The sequence below is a fragment of the Herbaspirillum lusitanum genome, assembly GCF_026127345.1.
GTDB classification, from domain to species: domain Bacteria; phylum Pseudomonadota; class Gammaproteobacteria; order Burkholderiales; family Burkholderiaceae_D; genus Herbaspirillum; species Herbaspirillum lusitanum.
In genome coordinates this window covers 411,763-428,642 of sequence record NZ_QXFG01000008.1, presented here as the reverse complement: position 1 = coordinate 428,642, position 16,880 = coordinate 411,763, and the positions used below count along the sequence as shown (strand labels likewise).

At 62.7% G+C, this 16,880-nt stretch carries 14 protein-coding genes; 4 read left to right on the top strand and 10 right to left on the bottom strand.

Going from position 1 to position 16,880, the window contains the following annotated elements; all coding sequences use genetic code 11:
• Positions 1-62 precede the first annotated feature (62 nt).
• The 4 genes from DXT88_RS10430 to DXT88_RS10415 form a co-directional block, all read right to left on the bottom strand.
• Positions 63-1,757, bottom strand: coding sequence for a sensor domain-containing diguanylate cyclase (locus DXT88_RS10430; protein ID WP_265213212.1), 1,695 nt, complete (start codon positions 1,755-1,757; stop codon positions 63-65).
• 294 nt (positions 1,758-2,051) lie between these two features.
• Positions 2,052-4,643, bottom strand: a complete 2,592-nt coding sequence (clpB, locus tag DXT88_RS10425; RefSeq protein ID WP_265213210.1) for an ATP-dependent chaperone ClpB — start codon at positions 4,641-4,643, stop codon at positions 2,052-2,054.
• A gap of 196 nt (positions 4,644-4,839) precedes the next feature.
• Positions 4,840-5,214: a fluoride efflux transporter CrcB gene (gene crcB / locus DXT88_RS10420; protein WP_016835087.1), complete on the bottom strand. Its 375-nt coding sequence runs from the start codon at positions 5,212-5,214 to the stop codon at positions 4,840-4,842.
• Between the two features lie 38 nt (positions 5,215-5,252).
• The gene (locus DXT88_RS10415; RefSeq protein ID WP_265213208.1) at positions 5,253-6,194 is read right to left on the bottom strand and encodes a LysR family transcriptional regulator; all 942 of its coding nucleotides are present in this window, start codon (positions 6,192-6,194) and stop codon (positions 5,253-5,255) included.
• Positions 6,195-6,402: 208 nt separating this feature from the next.
• Between DXT88_RS10415 and DXT88_RS10410 the strand changes: the two genes are divergently transcribed.
• The 4 genes from DXT88_RS10410 to DXT88_RS10395 all read left to right on the top strand — a co-directional run bounded on the left by DXT88_RS10410 (position 6,403) and on the right by DXT88_RS10395 (position 11,263).
• The gene (locus tag DXT88_RS10410) at positions 6,403-7,905 is read left to right on the top strand and encodes an efflux transporter outer membrane subunit (protein WP_265213206.1); all 1,503 of its coding nucleotides are present in this window, start codon (positions 6,403-6,405) and stop codon (positions 7,903-7,905) included.
• Positions 7,906-7,973: 68 nt separating this feature from the next.
• Positions 7,974-10,151: an FUSC family protein gene (locus DXT88_RS10405; RefSeq protein ID WP_016835084.1), complete on the top strand. Its 2,178-nt coding sequence runs from the start codon at positions 7,974-7,976 to the stop codon at positions 10,149-10,151.
• A complete protein-coding gene (locus DXT88_RS10400) occupies positions 10,141-10,341 on the top strand; it encodes a DUF1656 domain-containing protein (protein ID WP_016835083.1) in 201 nt (66 codons plus the stop codon). Before DXT88_RS10405 ends, DXT88_RS10400 begins: the two co-directional genes overlap by 11 nt.
• 43 nt (positions 10,342-10,384) lie before the next feature.
• Positions 10,385-11,263: an efflux RND transporter periplasmic adaptor subunit gene (locus DXT88_RS10395; RefSeq protein WP_265213203.1), complete on the top strand. Its 879-nt coding sequence runs from the start codon at positions 10,385-10,387 to the stop codon at positions 11,261-11,263.
• Here DXT88_RS10395 and DXT88_RS10390 read toward each other — a convergent pair.
• From DXT88_RS10390 to DXT88_RS10365, 6 genes are all read right to left on the bottom strand, one after another.
• Entirely contained in the window at positions 11,256-12,572 is a 1,317-nt protein-coding gene (locus DXT88_RS10390; RefSeq protein ID WP_265213200.1) for an Nramp family divalent metal transporter, read from the bottom strand. The genes DXT88_RS10395 and DXT88_RS10390 overlap by 8 nt on opposite strands.
• A gap of 25 nt (positions 12,573-12,597) precedes the next feature.
• Entirely contained in the window at positions 12,598-13,074 is a 477-nt protein-coding gene (moaE, locus tag DXT88_RS10385; protein ID WP_265213198.1) for a molybdopterin synthase catalytic subunit MoaE, read from the bottom strand.
• Between the two features lie 114 nt (positions 13,075-13,188).
• Entirely contained in the window at positions 13,189-14,565 is a 1,377-nt protein-coding gene (locus DXT88_RS10380; protein WP_265213197.1) for a GntP family permease, read from the bottom strand.
• Between the two features lie 88 nt (positions 14,566-14,653).
• Positions 14,654-15,322, bottom strand: a complete 669-nt coding sequence (locus DXT88_RS10375; protein ID WP_265213195.1) for a class I SAM-dependent methyltransferase — start codon at positions 15,320-15,322, stop codon at positions 14,654-14,656.
• Between the two features lie 8 nt (positions 15,323-15,330).
• Complete coding sequence (gene moaD, locus DXT88_RS10370) at positions 15,331-15,588, bottom strand: molybdopterin converting factor subunit 1 (RefSeq protein ID WP_016835075.1); 258 nt, start codon at positions 15,586-15,588, stop codon at positions 15,331-15,333.
• Between the two features lie 31 nt (positions 15,589-15,619).
• Positions 15,620-16,855, bottom strand: a complete 1,236-nt coding sequence (locus tag DXT88_RS10365) for a molybdopterin molybdotransferase MoeA (protein WP_265213193.1) — start codon at positions 16,853-16,855, stop codon at positions 15,620-15,622.
• Between the last annotated feature and the right edge of the window lie 25 nt (positions 16,856-16,880).

The following is a 16,880-nucleotide window of genomic DNA, read 5'->3' as shown; positions in this document are numbered from 1 at the left end:
CTGCACCGGCTACGGCTACGGCTCTCGGCAGACGAAAAAAAGCCGTGCCAAGCACGGCTTTTTCATATCTCGCGGTTCACGCCGTACGACAAGATCCGATGCATGCGCTTTTGCTCGAACATGCGTTCGTCGGCCACGCGCAGCAGCGTTTCGATGTCCAGGCCGTCTTGCGGGAACAAGGCCACCCCGATGGAAGCGTCGACGTGATACTGATTGCCGTCGCGCCCTTCGATAGGCTGGTTGAGGAAGTTGCGAATCTTCTCGGCGATCGACTTGGCGATGTTCTCGTCCGTCACCCCATGCAGGTAGACCACGAATTCATCGCCGCCGAAGCGCGCCACGGAGTCGTCCTTGCGCAAGGCATGCTGCAATTGCGAAGCGGCCGAAATCAGCACCTTGTCGCCTTCATCATGTCCGTACTGGTCGTTGATCGCCTTGAACTTGTCGAGGTCGATGAACAGCAGCGCAAATTGCAACGGCGCCACTTCCGTACCCTTGCGGCGGCGGAAGTCGATCTGCGCGATGAAGGAATCCCGGTTGAGCACATTGGTCAGGCGATCGGTGCGCAAGTTGCGCTCCATTTCCTGGAAGCTCTGCGCCAGCTGGCCGATTTCATCGCGGCGATCGATGTTGAGCGACGGGAAGGGTTCGCCGTTGCCGATGCTCTTTGCCGCCAGCGTCAGCTTCCGAATGTCGCGCAGCACCCAGCGCAGGATCGCGAAGCCGAGTACAAACGTCATGCATACGGCGATGAAGCCCAACAGCAGGGTCTGATAGACGCCGCCGGTCACCGAACCGAGGAAGTCGGAGCGGCTCACCGCGCTGACCGCCACCCAGTCCAGCCCGGCGGTGTCATGGTGCAGGCGGAACGCCAGTTCGGTCTTGGGGCCGTCAGTCTGCAGCGACTGCACCACCAGCTTGCCCGGTTCGAGCTTTTGCGTCTTCATGTAGGCGACCAGGTCGGCATAGGACTGGCGAACGATGGGCGACGTGCTCTGCCCGGCGTTCAGCCGCACGAAGTTGGCGCCGTCGACCTTGTGGATCGGTTCGTTCACTGAGGTGGCGATCAGGTCCCCCGACATCTCGATGATGAAGGCGACGCCGTTCCTGGTCAGCGGCAAGGCTTGCAGGAAGTCGCTCAGCCGTTGCAGACCGATGCTGCTGGTGGCCACGCCCAGCAAGACGTGCTCGGGCGAATACACCGGCTTGGACAAGGTGATGCCGAGGAACTTGAGACGGAAATCGGTGAACACCGGCGACCAGGTTTCCTGCTTGCGCTCGATGGCCTGGCGATACCAGGGACGGTTACGCGGTTCGTAATCCTGCGTGGCGATCAGCACCGGCGTGGTGCCGGGACCGCGCAAATGATAGACGTAATTTTTACCCTGGGGATCGCGGGTGCTGTACATGAAGAGATTCATCTCTTCCTGCTTCACACCAAGGAAACTGCCGTCGGCGCCGCCGAAATAGACATAACTGGGATCGTCGAACAGGCTATTGGCCAGCCACAGGCGTTCTTCCAGCGCAGCCCTCTCCTTGGGGAATGGGATGTAGGCCGGCTGGCCGCCTTTTTCCGCCGGCGGGATCGGATCCGGCGCCACCACGCGCAGCGTCTCGCGCGCGCCCAGCAACTGCCGGTCGGTCGCCTGGCCGACGCGGTTCATGGTGTCCATCAATGCATTGCGCGCCAGCACCTCGGTGGCGTCATCGCCGGCACGATACAGGAACCAGCCGATCGTCACCGCCAGGCATAACATCAGAAATACAAACGGCAGGATGAACAGCCGTTGTAATGAAGATTGCTTCAGAATTTCACCCCTTGCTTATGCCACGGTCGTCTGGGACGGATAGTTCACGTGATTTATTGTTTTTTATACATGACTTAGCGTCATTTGATGCCTCATTTCGCACACCCGGCACCGAATCAGAGAGTTTAATCGTTTACATAAAAAAATTCCCTGAGCCCTGAAAAAATACTCATTTTATCGAAGTATTTCGCTCAGGCCATCAGGGAACTAGATAGCATAATTACAAAGAGTTAATCAAGACATTTAGTTTGACTCAAACGAAAGCGCCCCATTTTTGACACTCACATGGACCACGTCCTTGGGACCGAATCTTCCTTGCAGGATGAGCTTCGACAAGGGGTTCTCGATTTCCTGCTGGATCGCCCGTTTCAGCGGCCGCGCGCCATACACCGGATCGAAACCGGCCTCTGCGATCTTCTGCAATCCATCGTCGGTAATCACCAGGCCGATATCCATCTTGGCCAGACGCGCCTCGAGGATATGCAGCTGGATCTTGGCGATCGCGCCGATGTTCTTTTCGTCGAGCGCATGGAACACCACGATCTCGTCGACCCGGTTGATGAACTCGGGACGGAAATGCAGCTTGACCTCGGCCATCACCGCCATCTTCACCACCGCCGCATCGCTTCCCTCCATGGCCTGGATCTTGTGTGAACCCAGGTTCGAGGTCATCACGATCACGGTGTTCTTGAAGTCCACCGTGCGGCCCTGGCCGTCGGTCATGCGGCCGTCGTCGAGCACTTGCAGCAAGACGTTGAACACGTCCGGATGGGCCTTCTCGATCTCGTCCAGCAAGATCACGCTGTAGGGCTTGCGCCGCACCGCTTCGGTCAGGTAACCGCCCTCCTCATAGCCGACATAGCCCGGCGGCGCGCCGATCAGGCGGGCGACCGAATGCTTCTCCATGAATTCGCTCATGTCGATGCGGATCATGGCTTCGTCGGTGTCGAACAGATAGGACGCCAGCGCCTTGCACAGCTCGGTCTTGCCGACACCGGTGGGGCCGAGGAACATGAACGAGCCGTAAGGCTTGCCCGGATCGCCCAAGCCAGCGCGTGAACGGCGGATGGCATCCGAGACGGCAACAATCGCCTCGTCCTGTCCCACCACGCGGTCGTGCAATACCTCTTCCATGTGCAACAGTTTTTCACGCTCGCCCTGCATCATGCGCGAGACCGGAATACCGGTTGCGCGCGCCACGATCTCGGCGATTTCTTCCGCGCCGACCTGCGTGCGCACCAGACGTGGCTTGCCGACGGTCTGCTCGCTGGCGGCGTCCTGCTTGTTCTGGGTTTCCAGCGCCTTTTCCAATTCGGCCAGCTTGCCGTACTTGAGCTCGGACACTTTTTGCCAGTCGCTCTTGCGTGTCGCATCGTCCATCTGCAAGCGGATCTGTTCGATCTCCTCTTTCAGGTGCTGGCTGCCCTGGACGGTCGACTTCTCGGCCTTCCAGATTTCTTCCAGATCGGCGTATTCGCGCTCGAGCTTGATGATTTCTTCCTCGATCAGCGTCAGGCGCTTTTGCGACGCTTCATCCTTCTCGCGCTTGACCGCTTCGCGCTCGATCTTGAGCTGGATCAGGCGACGGTCGAGCTTGTCCATGACTTCCGGCTTGGAGTCGATCTCGATCTTGATCTTGGCGGCGGCCTCGTCGATCAGGTCGATCGCCTTGTCCGGCAGGAAGCGGTCGGTGATATAGCGATGCGACAACTCGGCCGCGGCCACGATGGCCGGGTCGGTGATGTCGACGCCGTGATGCACTTCGTACTTTTCCTGCAAGCCGCGCAGGATGGCGATGGTCGCCTCCACGCTCGGCTCATCGACGATGATCTTCTGGAAGCGGCGCTCGAGAGCGGCGTCCTTTTCGATGTACTTGCGATACTCGTCCAGCGTGGTGGCGCCGACGCAGTGCAACTCGCCGCGCGCCAGCGCAGGCTTCAACATGTTGCCGGCATCCATGGCGCCCTCGGCCTTGCCGGCGCCAACCATGGTGTGCAGCTCGTCGATGAAGACGATGGTCTGGCCTTCGTCCTGGGCGATCTCTTTCAAGACGGCTTTCAGGCGTTCCTCGAACTCGCCGCGATACTTGGCGCCGGCCAGCAAGGCCGCCATGTCGAGCGACAGGACGCGTTTGGACTTCAGGCTGTCCGGCACTTCGCCGCTGACGATGCGCTGCGCCAGGCCTTCGACGATGGCGGTCTTGCCGACGCCGGGTTCGCCGATCAGCACCGGATTATTCTTGCTGCGGCGTTGCAGCACCTGGATCGCGCGGCGGATTTCATCGTCGCGGCCGATCACCGGATCGAGCTTGCCGTTGCGGGCACGCTCGGTCAGGTCCAGGGTATATTTTTTCAGTGCCTCGCGCTGGCCTTCGCCCTCTTGCGAGGACACGCTGGCGCCGCCGCGCACCGTGCTGATGGCGGCTTCCAGCGACTTGCGAGAGAGCCCGTTTTCACGCGCGGCGCGGCCGGCATCGGACTTGTCGTCGGCCAGGCCGAGCAAGACCATTTCGCTGGCGATGAACTGGTCGCCGTGTTTTTGCGATTCCTTGTCGGCCAGGTTCAGCAAGGCCGCCAGTTCGCGGCCGATCTGCACTTCGCCGCCGTTGCCGGAGACCTTGGGCAGGCGCGTCAAGGCATGCTGCAAGGCCGAAGTCAGTCCGGCGACATTGACGCCGGCCCGCTGCAACAGCGAGCGCGCGCCGCCGTCGTCCTGGGCCAGCAAGGCCAGCACCAGGTGGACCGGGTCGATGTACTGGTTGTCGTTGCCGACCGCCCGGCTCTGGGCATCCGCCAGAGCTTCCTGCAATTTAGTAGTGAGTTTGTCGAGACGCATGATGTGCTTTCGCTCCGAATTTTTGAATACCTAGAAAATTGGGACGTGCAGACGTATTTCAAGGAATGATCCGACTGTATGGCCGCGAAAGGCTGCCGGATTTGATCCAGATCAATTTACGGCAGATCGTGCTGGCGCGGGAAGGTGTCCGACAGGCGCCCTGCGAAAGCCGCCAGCGCGGCCGGAGGCATCCCGGCTACGCAAACACCGCGCGATACACCGCAAAACCCGCCACGCACAAGGCGACCGAGCCCAGCAGATGCAAGCCCGAATGGGCGATCGCCAACAGATAGTCGCCGCGTTGCAGCAGCAGCATGGCTTCCGCTGAGAAGGTGGAAAATGTTGTCAGGCCGCCCAGAAAGCCGGTGATCAGGAACAAACGCCACTCCACCGGCAAGCCTTGGTGCCCTTCAAAAAACGCCACCAGGAAGCCGATCACGAAACCGCCGCCCCAGTTGGCCGCCAGCGTGCCCAACGGCAGCGCCTGGCCGGCGACGTTAAGCCACAGGCTCAGTCCCCAGCGCAACCAGGCGCCCAGCGCCGCCCCCATGCCAACCGCAATCCACTGCATCGTCCGTTTCCTTTTTGTCTTCTTTTATCAATACGCAATCATGGCGAATGAACCGTGAGCCGGTCAAGCGCCTGATGATCGTCCTGCAAGGCCTTGTCGACGCTTTCATGCATCCAGTCGACCCAGGTGCTGATCTTGGCGTCGAGGTATTGGCGCGACGGGTACAGCGCATACACGCCCATGTCCTGCATGCGGTATTGCGGCAGCACGCGCACGATGGTGCCGGCGCGCAAGGCATCCACCGCCGAATACAGCGGCAGCACGCCGATGCCCATGCCTTCCTTGAGGCTCAGCAGCATGGCTTCGGCGACGTTGACGTGGAAGTTGGATTTGATGGCGACCACTTCCCTGCCGTCCGGGCCTTCCATCGCCCATTCGTCCAGCGGCGACACCGGGCTGACCAGCTGCAGGCAATTGTGGTTGAGCAATTCCTGCGGCTTCTGCGGCGTGCCGTGCTTTTCCAGGTACAGCGGCGACGCGCACAGGATGCTGTAGATGCTGCTGAGCTGGCGAAAGATCAGTCCAGAATCCGGCAGTTCGCGCGCCAGCACCAGCGACACGTCGAAGCCCTCCTCCAGCAGATCCGGTATGCGCTGCGCCAGCGTCAGCTCGATGGCGACATCGGGATAACGCTTCTGGTAGCTCGACACCGCCGGGATCACGTAGCGTTGCCCGAAGCTGGTCATGGTGTGGATGCGCAGGCGCCCGGACGGCCTGACGTAGGCGTCGCTGGCCTCGGCTTCGGCTTCCTGCACGTAGGAGACGATCTGTTCGCAGCGCAGCAGGTAGCGTTCGCCGGCTTCGGTCAGGGCGATGCGGCGCGTGGTGCGATTCAGCAGCCGGGTGCGCAGGTGACGCTCCAGATCCGCCACTGCGCGCGACACGTGGGCGGTAGTCAATTCCATTTGTTGCGCAGCCAGTGTAAAACTGCCAGCATCGACAACACGCATGAAAATGCGCATGTTTTGCAAAGTATCCATATCTTCTTGTCTTTCCAGTCTTCAATCCGGACGTTTTGCCTGTGCGATGCACCAAAACACGGTTACCGGAAGCTGCATTGTTACTCAAAACAGCAAAATCATTGTTGCAGTAATTGAAAAGACCCTTTGTGTTTACTGTGGTTTTTCTCTCTATCTTTACAAAATACAATCGGTATCACTAGATATTTGCATTTTTTGGGATAGTCCGATGAAGACCTCTGCTGACAAACGCCGCATTGTTGCGCCGCGCATGATTGTTGCGGCTTGCCTGGCCTGTGCCGTGCTCGCCGGTTGCGCCGACAATGGCGGCATCAAGCCGCAAGCGGTTGTCCAACAGCCCAATACCTTCGACGTCGGCAACGCCATCCGCCAGGTTGGCGCCGAAGCCGGCTGGCCCAGGCGCGCCTGGTGGGAAAACTACGCCGACCCGCAACTGAACCGCCTGGTGGTGGCCGCCGTCGCCGGCAATCCCAACATGGCGATTGCCGCCGCGCGCGTGCGCCAGGCCCAGGCCATGGCCGTGGTCGCGCATGCCGGCGAATTGCCGCAGGCGCAGCTGGACGCCGCCGTCGGCCGCAAGGACTGGTCCGACAATGTCTATTACGGCGCCAGCTTCCGCGACAAGCTGACCTGGAACAACACCGCGGTGCTGAGCCTGTCCTACAACCTCGACCTGTGGGACCGCAATCGCAACATCACCGAACGCGCGCAGGATGAAATCCATGCGGTCGCCGCCGACGCCCGTGCCGCCCAGCTCGAACTGGAAAGCAACGTGGTGCGCACCTACGTGCAGCTGTCGCTGCAATACGGCCTGCTCGACAGCGCGCAGGACACGCTGAAACAGGAACAACAGATCCTCGACCTCGCCAACCGCCGCTTCCGTGGCGGCATCGGCACCCAAATGGAAATCACCCAGGCCGAAGTCCCGCTGCCGGAGACCCGCCGCCAGATCGAAGTCTTCAATGAAAATATCGCCCTCACGCGCAACCAGCTGGCGGCCCTGCTCGGCGAAGGTCCGGGCGCCGGCGACAACATCACGCGCCCGGTCATGAACCTGCAAGCCGCGCTCGGACTGCCCAGCGCCCTGCCGGCTGAACTGATCGGCCGCCGTCCCGACATCAGCGCCGCGCGCTGGCGTGTGGAAGCCTCGGCCAAGGGCATCGCCGTGGCCAAGGCGGCCTTCTATCCCAACGTCAACCTGCTGGCCAGCATCGGCCCGACTGCGGCCGGCGGCGGTTTGCTGAGTTTCCTGAGCGCACGCAACATCACCACCACTTACGGCCCGGCGATTTCGCTGCCGATCTTTGAAGGCGGCCGCCTGCGCGGCCAGCTCGGCGCCACTACCGCCGGCTACGACATGGAAGTCGAGCACTACAACCTGCTCCTGAGCCAGGCGCTCAAGAGCATCGCCGACCAGATCGTCACGCTGCAGGCGATCCAGCGCCAGCAGGTGCAGGCCGACCTCTCGGTGGCGGCCGCGCAAAAGAACATCGACATCGCCACGCGCGCCTACCAGCGTGGCCTGACCAACTACGTCAACGTGCTGACCGCGCAGACCCAATGGCAGCACCAGCAGCAAGTGGTGCAGCAGTTGCTGGCGCAGAAGCTGACCGCTTACGCCAGCCTCACCGTTGCGCTGGGCGGTGGATTGGAAGTGTCGGCGCCTGAGACCGAAGCGGCGGCCACGCTGCAAGCAGGAGCCGCGCAGTGAGCACCTCAGCCACATCAGCCACCTCAGCCACAGCAACTACTCCGGCGCCTCAGTCGTTCGGACGGCAGTTGCATGATGCCGCCGCCGACTGGTGGCAGACCGATTTCCCCAACTGGATCTACGTTTTCAAGATGGTCTTCGCCGGCCTGCTGGCGCTCGGCATCGGCTACGCGCTCGACCTCGAATCGCCGCGCTCGGGCCTGATCACCGTTTTCATCGTGATGCAGCCGCAGAGCGGCATGATCCTCGCCAAAAGTTTCTACCGCGTCATCGGCACGCTGGTCGGCTCGGCGGCAGTGGTCGTGTTCGTCGGCCTGTTCGCGCAGACGCCGGAACTGTTCCTGCTCGCCACCGCATGCTGGATCGGCCTGTGCACGGTCGGCTCGGCGCACAACCGCAACTTCCGCTCGTACGGTTTCGTGCTGTCCGGCTACACGGTGGCGCTGATCGGCATCCCGGCGGCGCTCAATCCGGCGCTGACGTTCGACTCGGTGATGACGCGCGTGACCGAAATCACCGTCGGCATCGTCTGCGCCGGCGTGGTCAGCGCGCTGGTATTCCCGCAAGCCAGTGCGCCCGGCCTGGTGCGCATCATTCGCGGCCGTTTCACCGCCTTTGTCGACCTGATCGGCAACACGCTCGGCGGCAGCGCTGACCGCAAAGCGCTGGAAGCGACCAATGCGCGCTTCGTCGGCGACATCATCGGACTCGAAGCGCTGCGCAGTTCGGCCATCTTCGAAGACCCGGAAATCCGCCTGCGCAGCGGTCGCCTCACGCGCATGAACAGCGAGTTCATGGCGCTGTCGACACGAGTGCACGCGCTGCACCAGTTGATGAACCGCCTGCACGACAGCCGCAATCCGTCGGCGCAACTGGTGATCGATGCGATCTCGCCCTATTTCCGCGAGGTCCAGCCCCTGCTGACCCGCAGCGGCGGCGAGCCGGTGATGACTGCCATCGACGCCGCCGATGCCGCGCTCAAGCTGGAAAGCTACAAACAGGAATTGCCGCGCCGCGTGCGCGCCACCCGCGATGCCCATACCCGCTCGCAGGAACTCGACGACGACGCCGTACTGGATTTCGACACCGCCTCCGAGTTGCTGTACCGCGTGATCGAAGAGCTGCACGCCTACACCCTCACCTACGCCTCGCTGGTGCAACGCCGCCACGAACGCGAACAATGGGAGCACGTCTACGCGCCCAAGACCAGCATGGTCACGGCGAGCATCGCCGGCGCCCGTGCCGCCATCACGCTGATCGGACTGTCGACGTTCTGGATCCTGAGCGGCTGGCCGAGCGGCGACGTCGCGGCGCTCAACGCGGCGGCGTTCTGTGCCATCACTTCGGCCGCACCTGACCCCGCCAAGGCGACCCGCACCGTCACCATGGGCGTGGCGCTGGCGGTGGTGCTGGGCTACTTCTACACCTTCCATATCGTGCCGCAGCTGGACGGCTTCTGGATGCTGGCCGCAGCGCTGACGCCGGTGCTGATGCTGGCAGTACTGCTGACCACCAAGCCGACGCTGGCCGGTTACGGACTCGGCATCTGCATCTTCTTCCCGTTCGTGGCGGTGCCGGACAACCTGGCGCATTTCAACGCCGCCGGCTACCTCAACGAATCGATCGCGCTGATGCTCTCACTGGTCGTGACCACCGTCGCCTTCATGGTGCTGTTGCCGCCGACCACCAACTGGACCGTGCGCCATCTCGAAAAGCAATTGCGCAAGCAGGTCGTGCAGGCCTGCTTCGGCAAACTGGCGCACCTGGCGCTGCAGTTCGAAAGCGGCACACGCGACCTGATGCACCAGATCACCATGCTCACCGGCAGCCGTCCTGCATTGCGCAAGGACGCTTTCGGCTGGATGTTCGCCACGCTGGAAATCGGTCACGCCATCATTGAGCTGCGCACCGAACTGCACGGCATCCGCAGCGGCAATCCCGGCCTGTTGTCGCCGGCCGCCTACGCCGCGCTGGACCGCCTGCGGGAAGCTCTGCCGGCGCTGTTCCGCCAGCCCACGCCAGCCACGCTGGCGGCCGTGCTCGACGCCAACAACCGCACCATCGCCGAAGTCCAGCAAGCCATCGGCCCGCATTACCGGGAACGCAGCGAACGCCATCGCCTGCAACGCACGCTGAGTTACCTGCACTTCATCCGCACCGCCTTGCTCGATCCGCAATCGCCCTTGCAACCCATGCATCAGAACGGCGATGCCGCCACATCTTCAGGAGCCCACCATGCCGCGTGAAATTTCCTTCTTCGACGCCTACGTGCCGACGTTGCTGCTGGCCGTCATCGTCGCCGGCGCCATCGCGCTGGTCGCCGATCGCATCCTCGTGCGCATCGGCCTGTACAACCTGGTGTGGCATCCGGCGCTGTTTCGCGTGAGTTTGTTCACGTGCATCGCGGCGCTGCTCGGACTCGCCATCTACGCTTAAGCAAGAACACAACAGATACAGAAATCATCGGGAGTTACTCATCATGTCGGTCAAATCGATTTTTCGTTTCCTCGTCACGGCGCTGATTTTCCTGGCCGCGATCTTCCTGGCGTGGAGCCTGTGGCAGCACTACATGGTGTCGCCGTGGACACGCGACGGCCGCGTGCGCGCCGAGGTCGTCAACATCGCGCCGGACGTCGCCGGCCAGGTGGTCGACTTGCCTGTGCGCGACAACCAGCTGGTGCACAAGGGCGACCTGCTGATGCAGATCGATCCATCGCGCTACCAGCTGGCGCTGCAACAGGCCGAAGCCGCCCTCGCCGCGCGCAAGGCCGATCTCGACATGCGCCGCGCCCAGGCGCGTCGCCGCGCCGACCTCGACAGCCTGGTGGTCTCGCGCGAAAACCGTGAAGACGCCGGCAGCCAGGTCGCCGGCGCCGAAGCGCAATACCAGGTCGCCATCGCCCAGCGCGACAGCGCCAAGCTCAATCTCGACCGCACCAAGGTCTATGCGCCGGTCGACGGCTACATCACCAACCTGAGCGTGCGTCGCGGCGACTACGCCAGTGCGGGTGCCGCCAAGATCGCCATCATCGACAGCCATTCGTTCTGGGTGTATGGATATTTCGAAGAGACCAAGTTGCCCTACGTCGCCGTCGGCGACAAGGCAAAAATCCAGCTGATCAACGGCGCCACCTTGCGCGGCCACGTCGACAGCATCTCGCGCGGCATCTACGACCGCGACAATCCGCAAAGCCGCGAATTGCTGGCCGACGTCAACCCGACCTTCAATTGGGTGCGACTGGCGCAGCGCATTCCGGTGCGCATCCACATTGATGAAGTGCCCAAGGATGTGTTGCTGGCGGCGGGCCTGACCTGCACCGTGACGCTGGAGCCCGGCAGCCGCAAAGAAGCTAAATGAACAGCTGAACCACCAGCCAGGTATTGGCCGCGCTGATGCCGAGGAACAGCATCCACACCAGCGCGGCGAGCCACACCGGGTTGGCGAAATCGCCCATCAGGTCGCGCCGGCTGGTCAGCCGGATCAGCGGGAACATGGCAAACGGCAACTGCAGACTCAGTACCACCTGGCTGAGCACCAGCAGGCGTCCGACCGAATGCTCGCCCAGCGTCAGCACGCCGATCAGTGCCGGAATCAGCGCCAGCCCGCGCGTGACCAGGCGGCGCTGCCAGCACGGGATTTTCAGTTTCAGGAAACCTTCCATGATCACCTGGCCGGCAATCGTGCCGGTGAAGGTCGAACTCTGCCCCGCCGCAAACAAGCCCACGCCGAACAGGATCGCCGCCAGTGAAGTGCCGGTGATCGGATCGAGCAAATGATAAGCAACGTCCAGGTCGACCACGTCGGTGCGGCCGCTGCGATGGAAGGCCGACGCCGCGAGGATCAGGATGGCGGCGTTGATCGCCATCGCAATCAGCAGGGACACGGTGGTATCGACGCGGGTATAGCGGATCGCTTCGAGCATCCCGGCGCGGTCGCGTTTCACCGCGCGCGTCTGCACGATGGACGAATGCAAATACAGGTTGTGCGGCATCACCGTGGCGCCAAGCACGCCGATGGCCAGATACAGCGGCTCGCGGCTCGACAGCGCCGTCAGCGACGGCACGAAGCCCTGCACCACTGCGTGCCAGTCGGCTTTCACGAACGCCAGCTGCGCAAACAGGCATACCGCAATCGTCACCACCAGCCCGAGAATGATCGCTTCCACCTGGCGGAATCCACGTCCCTGCAGGCCCAGCACGATCACGGTATCGAGCGCCGTCAGCAGCACGCCGACCGGCAGCGACACGCCCAACAACAATTTGAATGCCAGCGCGCAACCCAGTACTTCAGCGAGGTCGCAGGCGATGATCGACAACTCGGCAAATACCCACATGCCCTTGCCCACCGCCGGCGGATAGTTTTCGCGCGAATGCACCGCGAGGTCCTTGCCGGTGACGATGCCCAGCCGTGCGCACAGGCATTGCAGCACAATCGCCGCCAGGCTCGACAGCATCACCACGAACAGCAATTGATAGCCGAATTGCGAACCGGCCTGCACCGAGGTGGCCCAGTTGCCCGGATCCATGTAGCCGATGGAAATCAGCAGGCCGGGACCGACGTAGACCTTGAGTTTTTGCCAGACGGTGGCGTGCGACGGAACCGAGACGCTGCCGGAAACTTCGGAGGGACAGAACGGAGCGGTAGCGGTGGTCGGCAGGCGGAACATGTTGTTATTGTCGGAGGAAGGAAAATCAGTCTGCGGCGGAAGAGGATGGATCCGGCTGCCACTTCGACAGTGCCTGATCATCGCTTTCGCGTGCATCCACCCAGCGCGCGCCTTCGGGCGTCCGTTCCTTTTTCCAGAACGGCGCCTGCGTCTTGAGGTAATCCATGATGAATTCACAAGCGGCGAATGCGACGCCGCGATGCTTCGCCGTCACCGCCACCAGCACGATTTGTTCGAGCGGCTGCAGCGGGCCGACGCGGTGAATGACCAGCGCATCGAAAATCTCCCAGCGTGCCTTGGCGTCGATGACGATCTGCCCGAGCGCCTTCTCGGTCATGCCGGGATAGTGTTCGAGTTCCATCTCCTGAACGCTGGCGCCGTCGTTGAGGTCGCGCACCGTGCCGACGAAACTCACCACGGCGCCAACCTTGGGGTTGTTCAGGCGCAGCGCGGCGATCTCGGCGCTGAGGTCAAAGTCGGCAGTCTGGACGCGGATCGGCATGAAGGAAGCAGTCAAATGGAATCGCGTCCATTGTACCTAAAGTGGCCGGCTGCCCGGCCGCAGAAACGACAAGTCCCGGACTTGCCGGGACTTGTTCAGCACGAGAAACGATGCTCAGGTCAGCACGCCCCACAACAGCAGCGTCATGACCAGTCCGACCACCGACACGATGGTCTGGATCACCGACCACGTCGCGAAGGTCTGCTTGAGATCGAGGCCGAAGTATTCCTTCACCATCCAGAAGCCGGCATCGTTGACGTGGCAGAAAAATACCGAGCCGGCGCCGATCGCCAGCGCCATCAGCGCATTGTGCGTGCCCGACAGGCTCGCCACCAGCGGCGCGACGATGCCGGCCGTGGCGGTCGTGGCCACGGTCGCCGAGCCGGTTGCCTGGCGCAGCGCCACGGCGATCAGCCAGGCCAGCAGGATCAACGGCACGTGGGTGCCGGTCGCCACCTTGGTAATCGTGTCGCTGATGCCGGCGGTCAGCAAGGCTTGCTTGAGGCCGCCGCCCGCGCCGATGGTCAGCAACAGGCCGGCGATCGGCGGCAAGGCCTTGCGCAGGATGGCGCCGACGTCGGTGCGGCTGACGCCACGGCTCCAGCCCAGCACCACTACCGCAAACAGCACCGTCACGGTCAGCGCGATGATGGGTTCGCCGAAGAAGTTGAGCATCTCGAACAAGGTCGTCTCAGGCATGATCCAGATCTTGGCGACGGTGCGACCCAGCATCAGCACGACCGGCAACAGGATGGTGATCAACGACGGCAGGAAGCCCGGTTGCAGTTCAGGCGCCTGCTGGCCCTTGAACAAGGCGCCGATCTGCTCCGGTTCGCCGATGGGCATGCGCGGCGCGAGCCACATGCCGTACAGAGGGCCGGCCAGGATCACTGCCGGAATCGCCACCACGAACCCCAGCAGCATGGTAGTGCCGAGATCTGCATGCAAGGCACTCACCGCGATCAGCGGACCCGGATGCGGCGGCAGCAAGGCGTGCAAGGTGGTCATGCCGGCCAGCGCCGGAATCGCCACGCGCAGGATCGGTTGTTGCGAACGGCGCGCCATCACGAAGATGATCGGCGCCATCATCACCAGGCCGACTTCGAAGAACAGGGGCAAGCCGACGACCAGCGCCACCAGCGCCATCATCCACGGGATCGCCGCGCCTTTGGCGTAACGTAAAAGTGTCGTGACGATCTTGTCGGCCGCGCCCGAGTCGGCCATCAGTGCACCCAGCATGGCGCCCAGCGCGATGATGATACCGGCTTCGCCGAGGATGCTGCCGGCGCCCTTGCTGAACGAGGAGGCGATCTTTTCCAGCGGTAAGCCGGCGCCGGTGCCGGCGATGAACGTGCCCAGCAGGATCGAGAGGAAGGGAGCGATTTTGAGTACGCTGATCAGCACGACGATGGCGATCAGCGCGATCAGGACGGACAGCAGCAGGCGCGTGTCCTGGGCCGCCCAGGCGGCAATTTCAGTGGTCAGGTGCAAGATATCTCCTTGTCTTCAACATATGAGCGTCTCCTCACTTGGTTCCTGCCTGCTTTTTCCCGCGCGCTACATTGACGCCCGGCTGTTTTTAACTGCGCCTGACTGTCGCCAAAGTCCCGGCAGGCTTGCGCCACACCGTGGCCAGCCACGCCTGCTCGGAACGCAGCAAGCCATCGGGACGGTAATAATGCCGGATTTCGACAAAGCCTGCCGCCGTCATGAAACCGCGCCATGCCTCGAGGTCGTGGTACGAACCATAGCGCCCGCTGCTCCATCCTTCGCTGTTGCTGCCGCGCGGATTGGAACAGAACAGCACGCCGCCCGGCTTCAATGCGTCGAACAGCTGGCCGAGCACGCGCGGCAGTTCCGCGACGGGGACATGGAACAACGAGGCGTTGGCGAACACGCCGTCGAAGAAGGCGGCGGGCAAGTCCAGTTCAAAGAAGTTCTGCTGCCACACTTCACAGCCGGAATCGGTGCGCGCCATCTCGACGAAACTGGGCGTGCCGTCCAGGCCGATCGCGCGATGGCCGAGCTTGCTGAACGTCCGCAGGTCGCGGCCGGGACCGCAGCCGAAGTCGAGTATCGTCAGCGGCGCCGATGCCGATGGAGATTCCGATATGGCATCAAGCAAGGCATTGATGTTCTGGCTGACGTCATGGTCGCGCGTGCCTTCGCGGAAGTCGTCGGCGCGTCCTTCGTAGTGCGCCAGCGTGCCGCCGGCAATGCGATCGAGGTCTTCCTTCTGCAGTGACATGGTCTCTCTCAACCGCCGGTTACCGGCGGGAAGAACGCGACTTCGCCGCCCTCTTCGATCAGCGTGCCCGGTTCGACCATGTTGTGGTCGTAGGCCATGCGCAGCGCCTTCTCTGGCGACAGCACTTCCATCCAGAGGCCGCCGCGTCCCATCAGGAAGGCCCGCACGTCACCGACGGTCTTGACGTGGTCGGGCAAGTCGATGATCTCTTGCGTGACGCCGAGCGCTTCACGCACGCTGGCAAAAAAACGGAGTTCTATTTTCATGTGATTCTGGTCCTGAAAAATATCGGCGTGCTCAATGCAGCAAGTGATCGAAGGGAATGAAGCGCACCAGATCGCCCTCGGCGATGGTCTTGCCGGCCGGATTGTCGATCAGGCCGTCGCCCCAGACGGTGGAAGTCAATACGCCCGATCCCTGTTTCGGGAACAGGTCGAGGCCGCCGGCATCGTTGAAACGCGCGCGCAGGAATTCCTGGCGGCGGTCGGCCTTGGGCCAGTTGAAATCGGCGCGCAGCGTCAAGGTGCGCGGCGCGACGTTGTCGATGCCTTGCAGGCGCAACAGGAATGGCCGCACGAACACCAGGAAGGTGACGAAGGTCGATACCGGATTGCCCGGCAGGCCGAGGAAAAATGCTTTGCCGCTGCCGCGATTGATCTCGCCGAACGCCAGCGGCTTGCCCGGCTTCATGGCGATCTGCCACATGTTGAGGCGGCCTTCGGCCTCGACCGCCGGCTTGACGTGGTCTTCTTCGCCGACCGAGACGCCGCCGCTGGTGATGATCAGATCATGGCTGGCCGCCGCCGCGCGCAAGGTGTCGCGCGTGGCTTGCAACCGGTCGGGCACGATGCCGAAGTCTTTCACCTCGCAGCCGAAGTTTTCCAGCAGGCCGCGCAGCAGGAAACGGTTGGAGTTGTAAATCGCGCCGGGCTTGAGCGCTTCGCCCGGCATGGTCAGTTCGTCGCCGGTGAAAAACACCGCCACGCGCAACTTGCGCAGTACCGGCAGGCTCGCCAGACCGACCGATGCGGCCAGCCCCAGCTCTTGCGGACGCAAGCGCACGCCGGCCGGCAGGATGGTGTCGGCGGCTTTGATGTCTTCACCGGTTTCACGAATCCACTCGCCTGCTTGCGGTACATGACGCACGATGACATGGTCGCCGTCGGCATCTTTACTGAACTCACAGGCTTCCTGCATGACGATGGCGTCCGCGCCTTGCGGCACCATCGCGCCGGTGAAGATGCGCGCGGCCGTGCCGGGCTCCAGCGCGACGCCGACATGGCCGGCCGGAATGCGTTGCGACACCCGCAGGCGCGTCTCGCCGCTCGCGCATTCCGCGGCGCGCACGGCGTAGCCGTCCATCTGCGAATTGTCCATGCCCGGCACGTTGATCTGCGATACCTGCGGCGCGGCCAGCACGCGGCCGTTGGCCTCCAGTGTGGGAATGGTTTCGGCCTGGTTCAGCGGCACGGCCGACTTGAGCAGGAATTTCAATGCTTCGGCGACGCTCAGCAGTGGTGGTTTGGCTAACATGGAAGGTAAGTGATTGCCCTGGAAA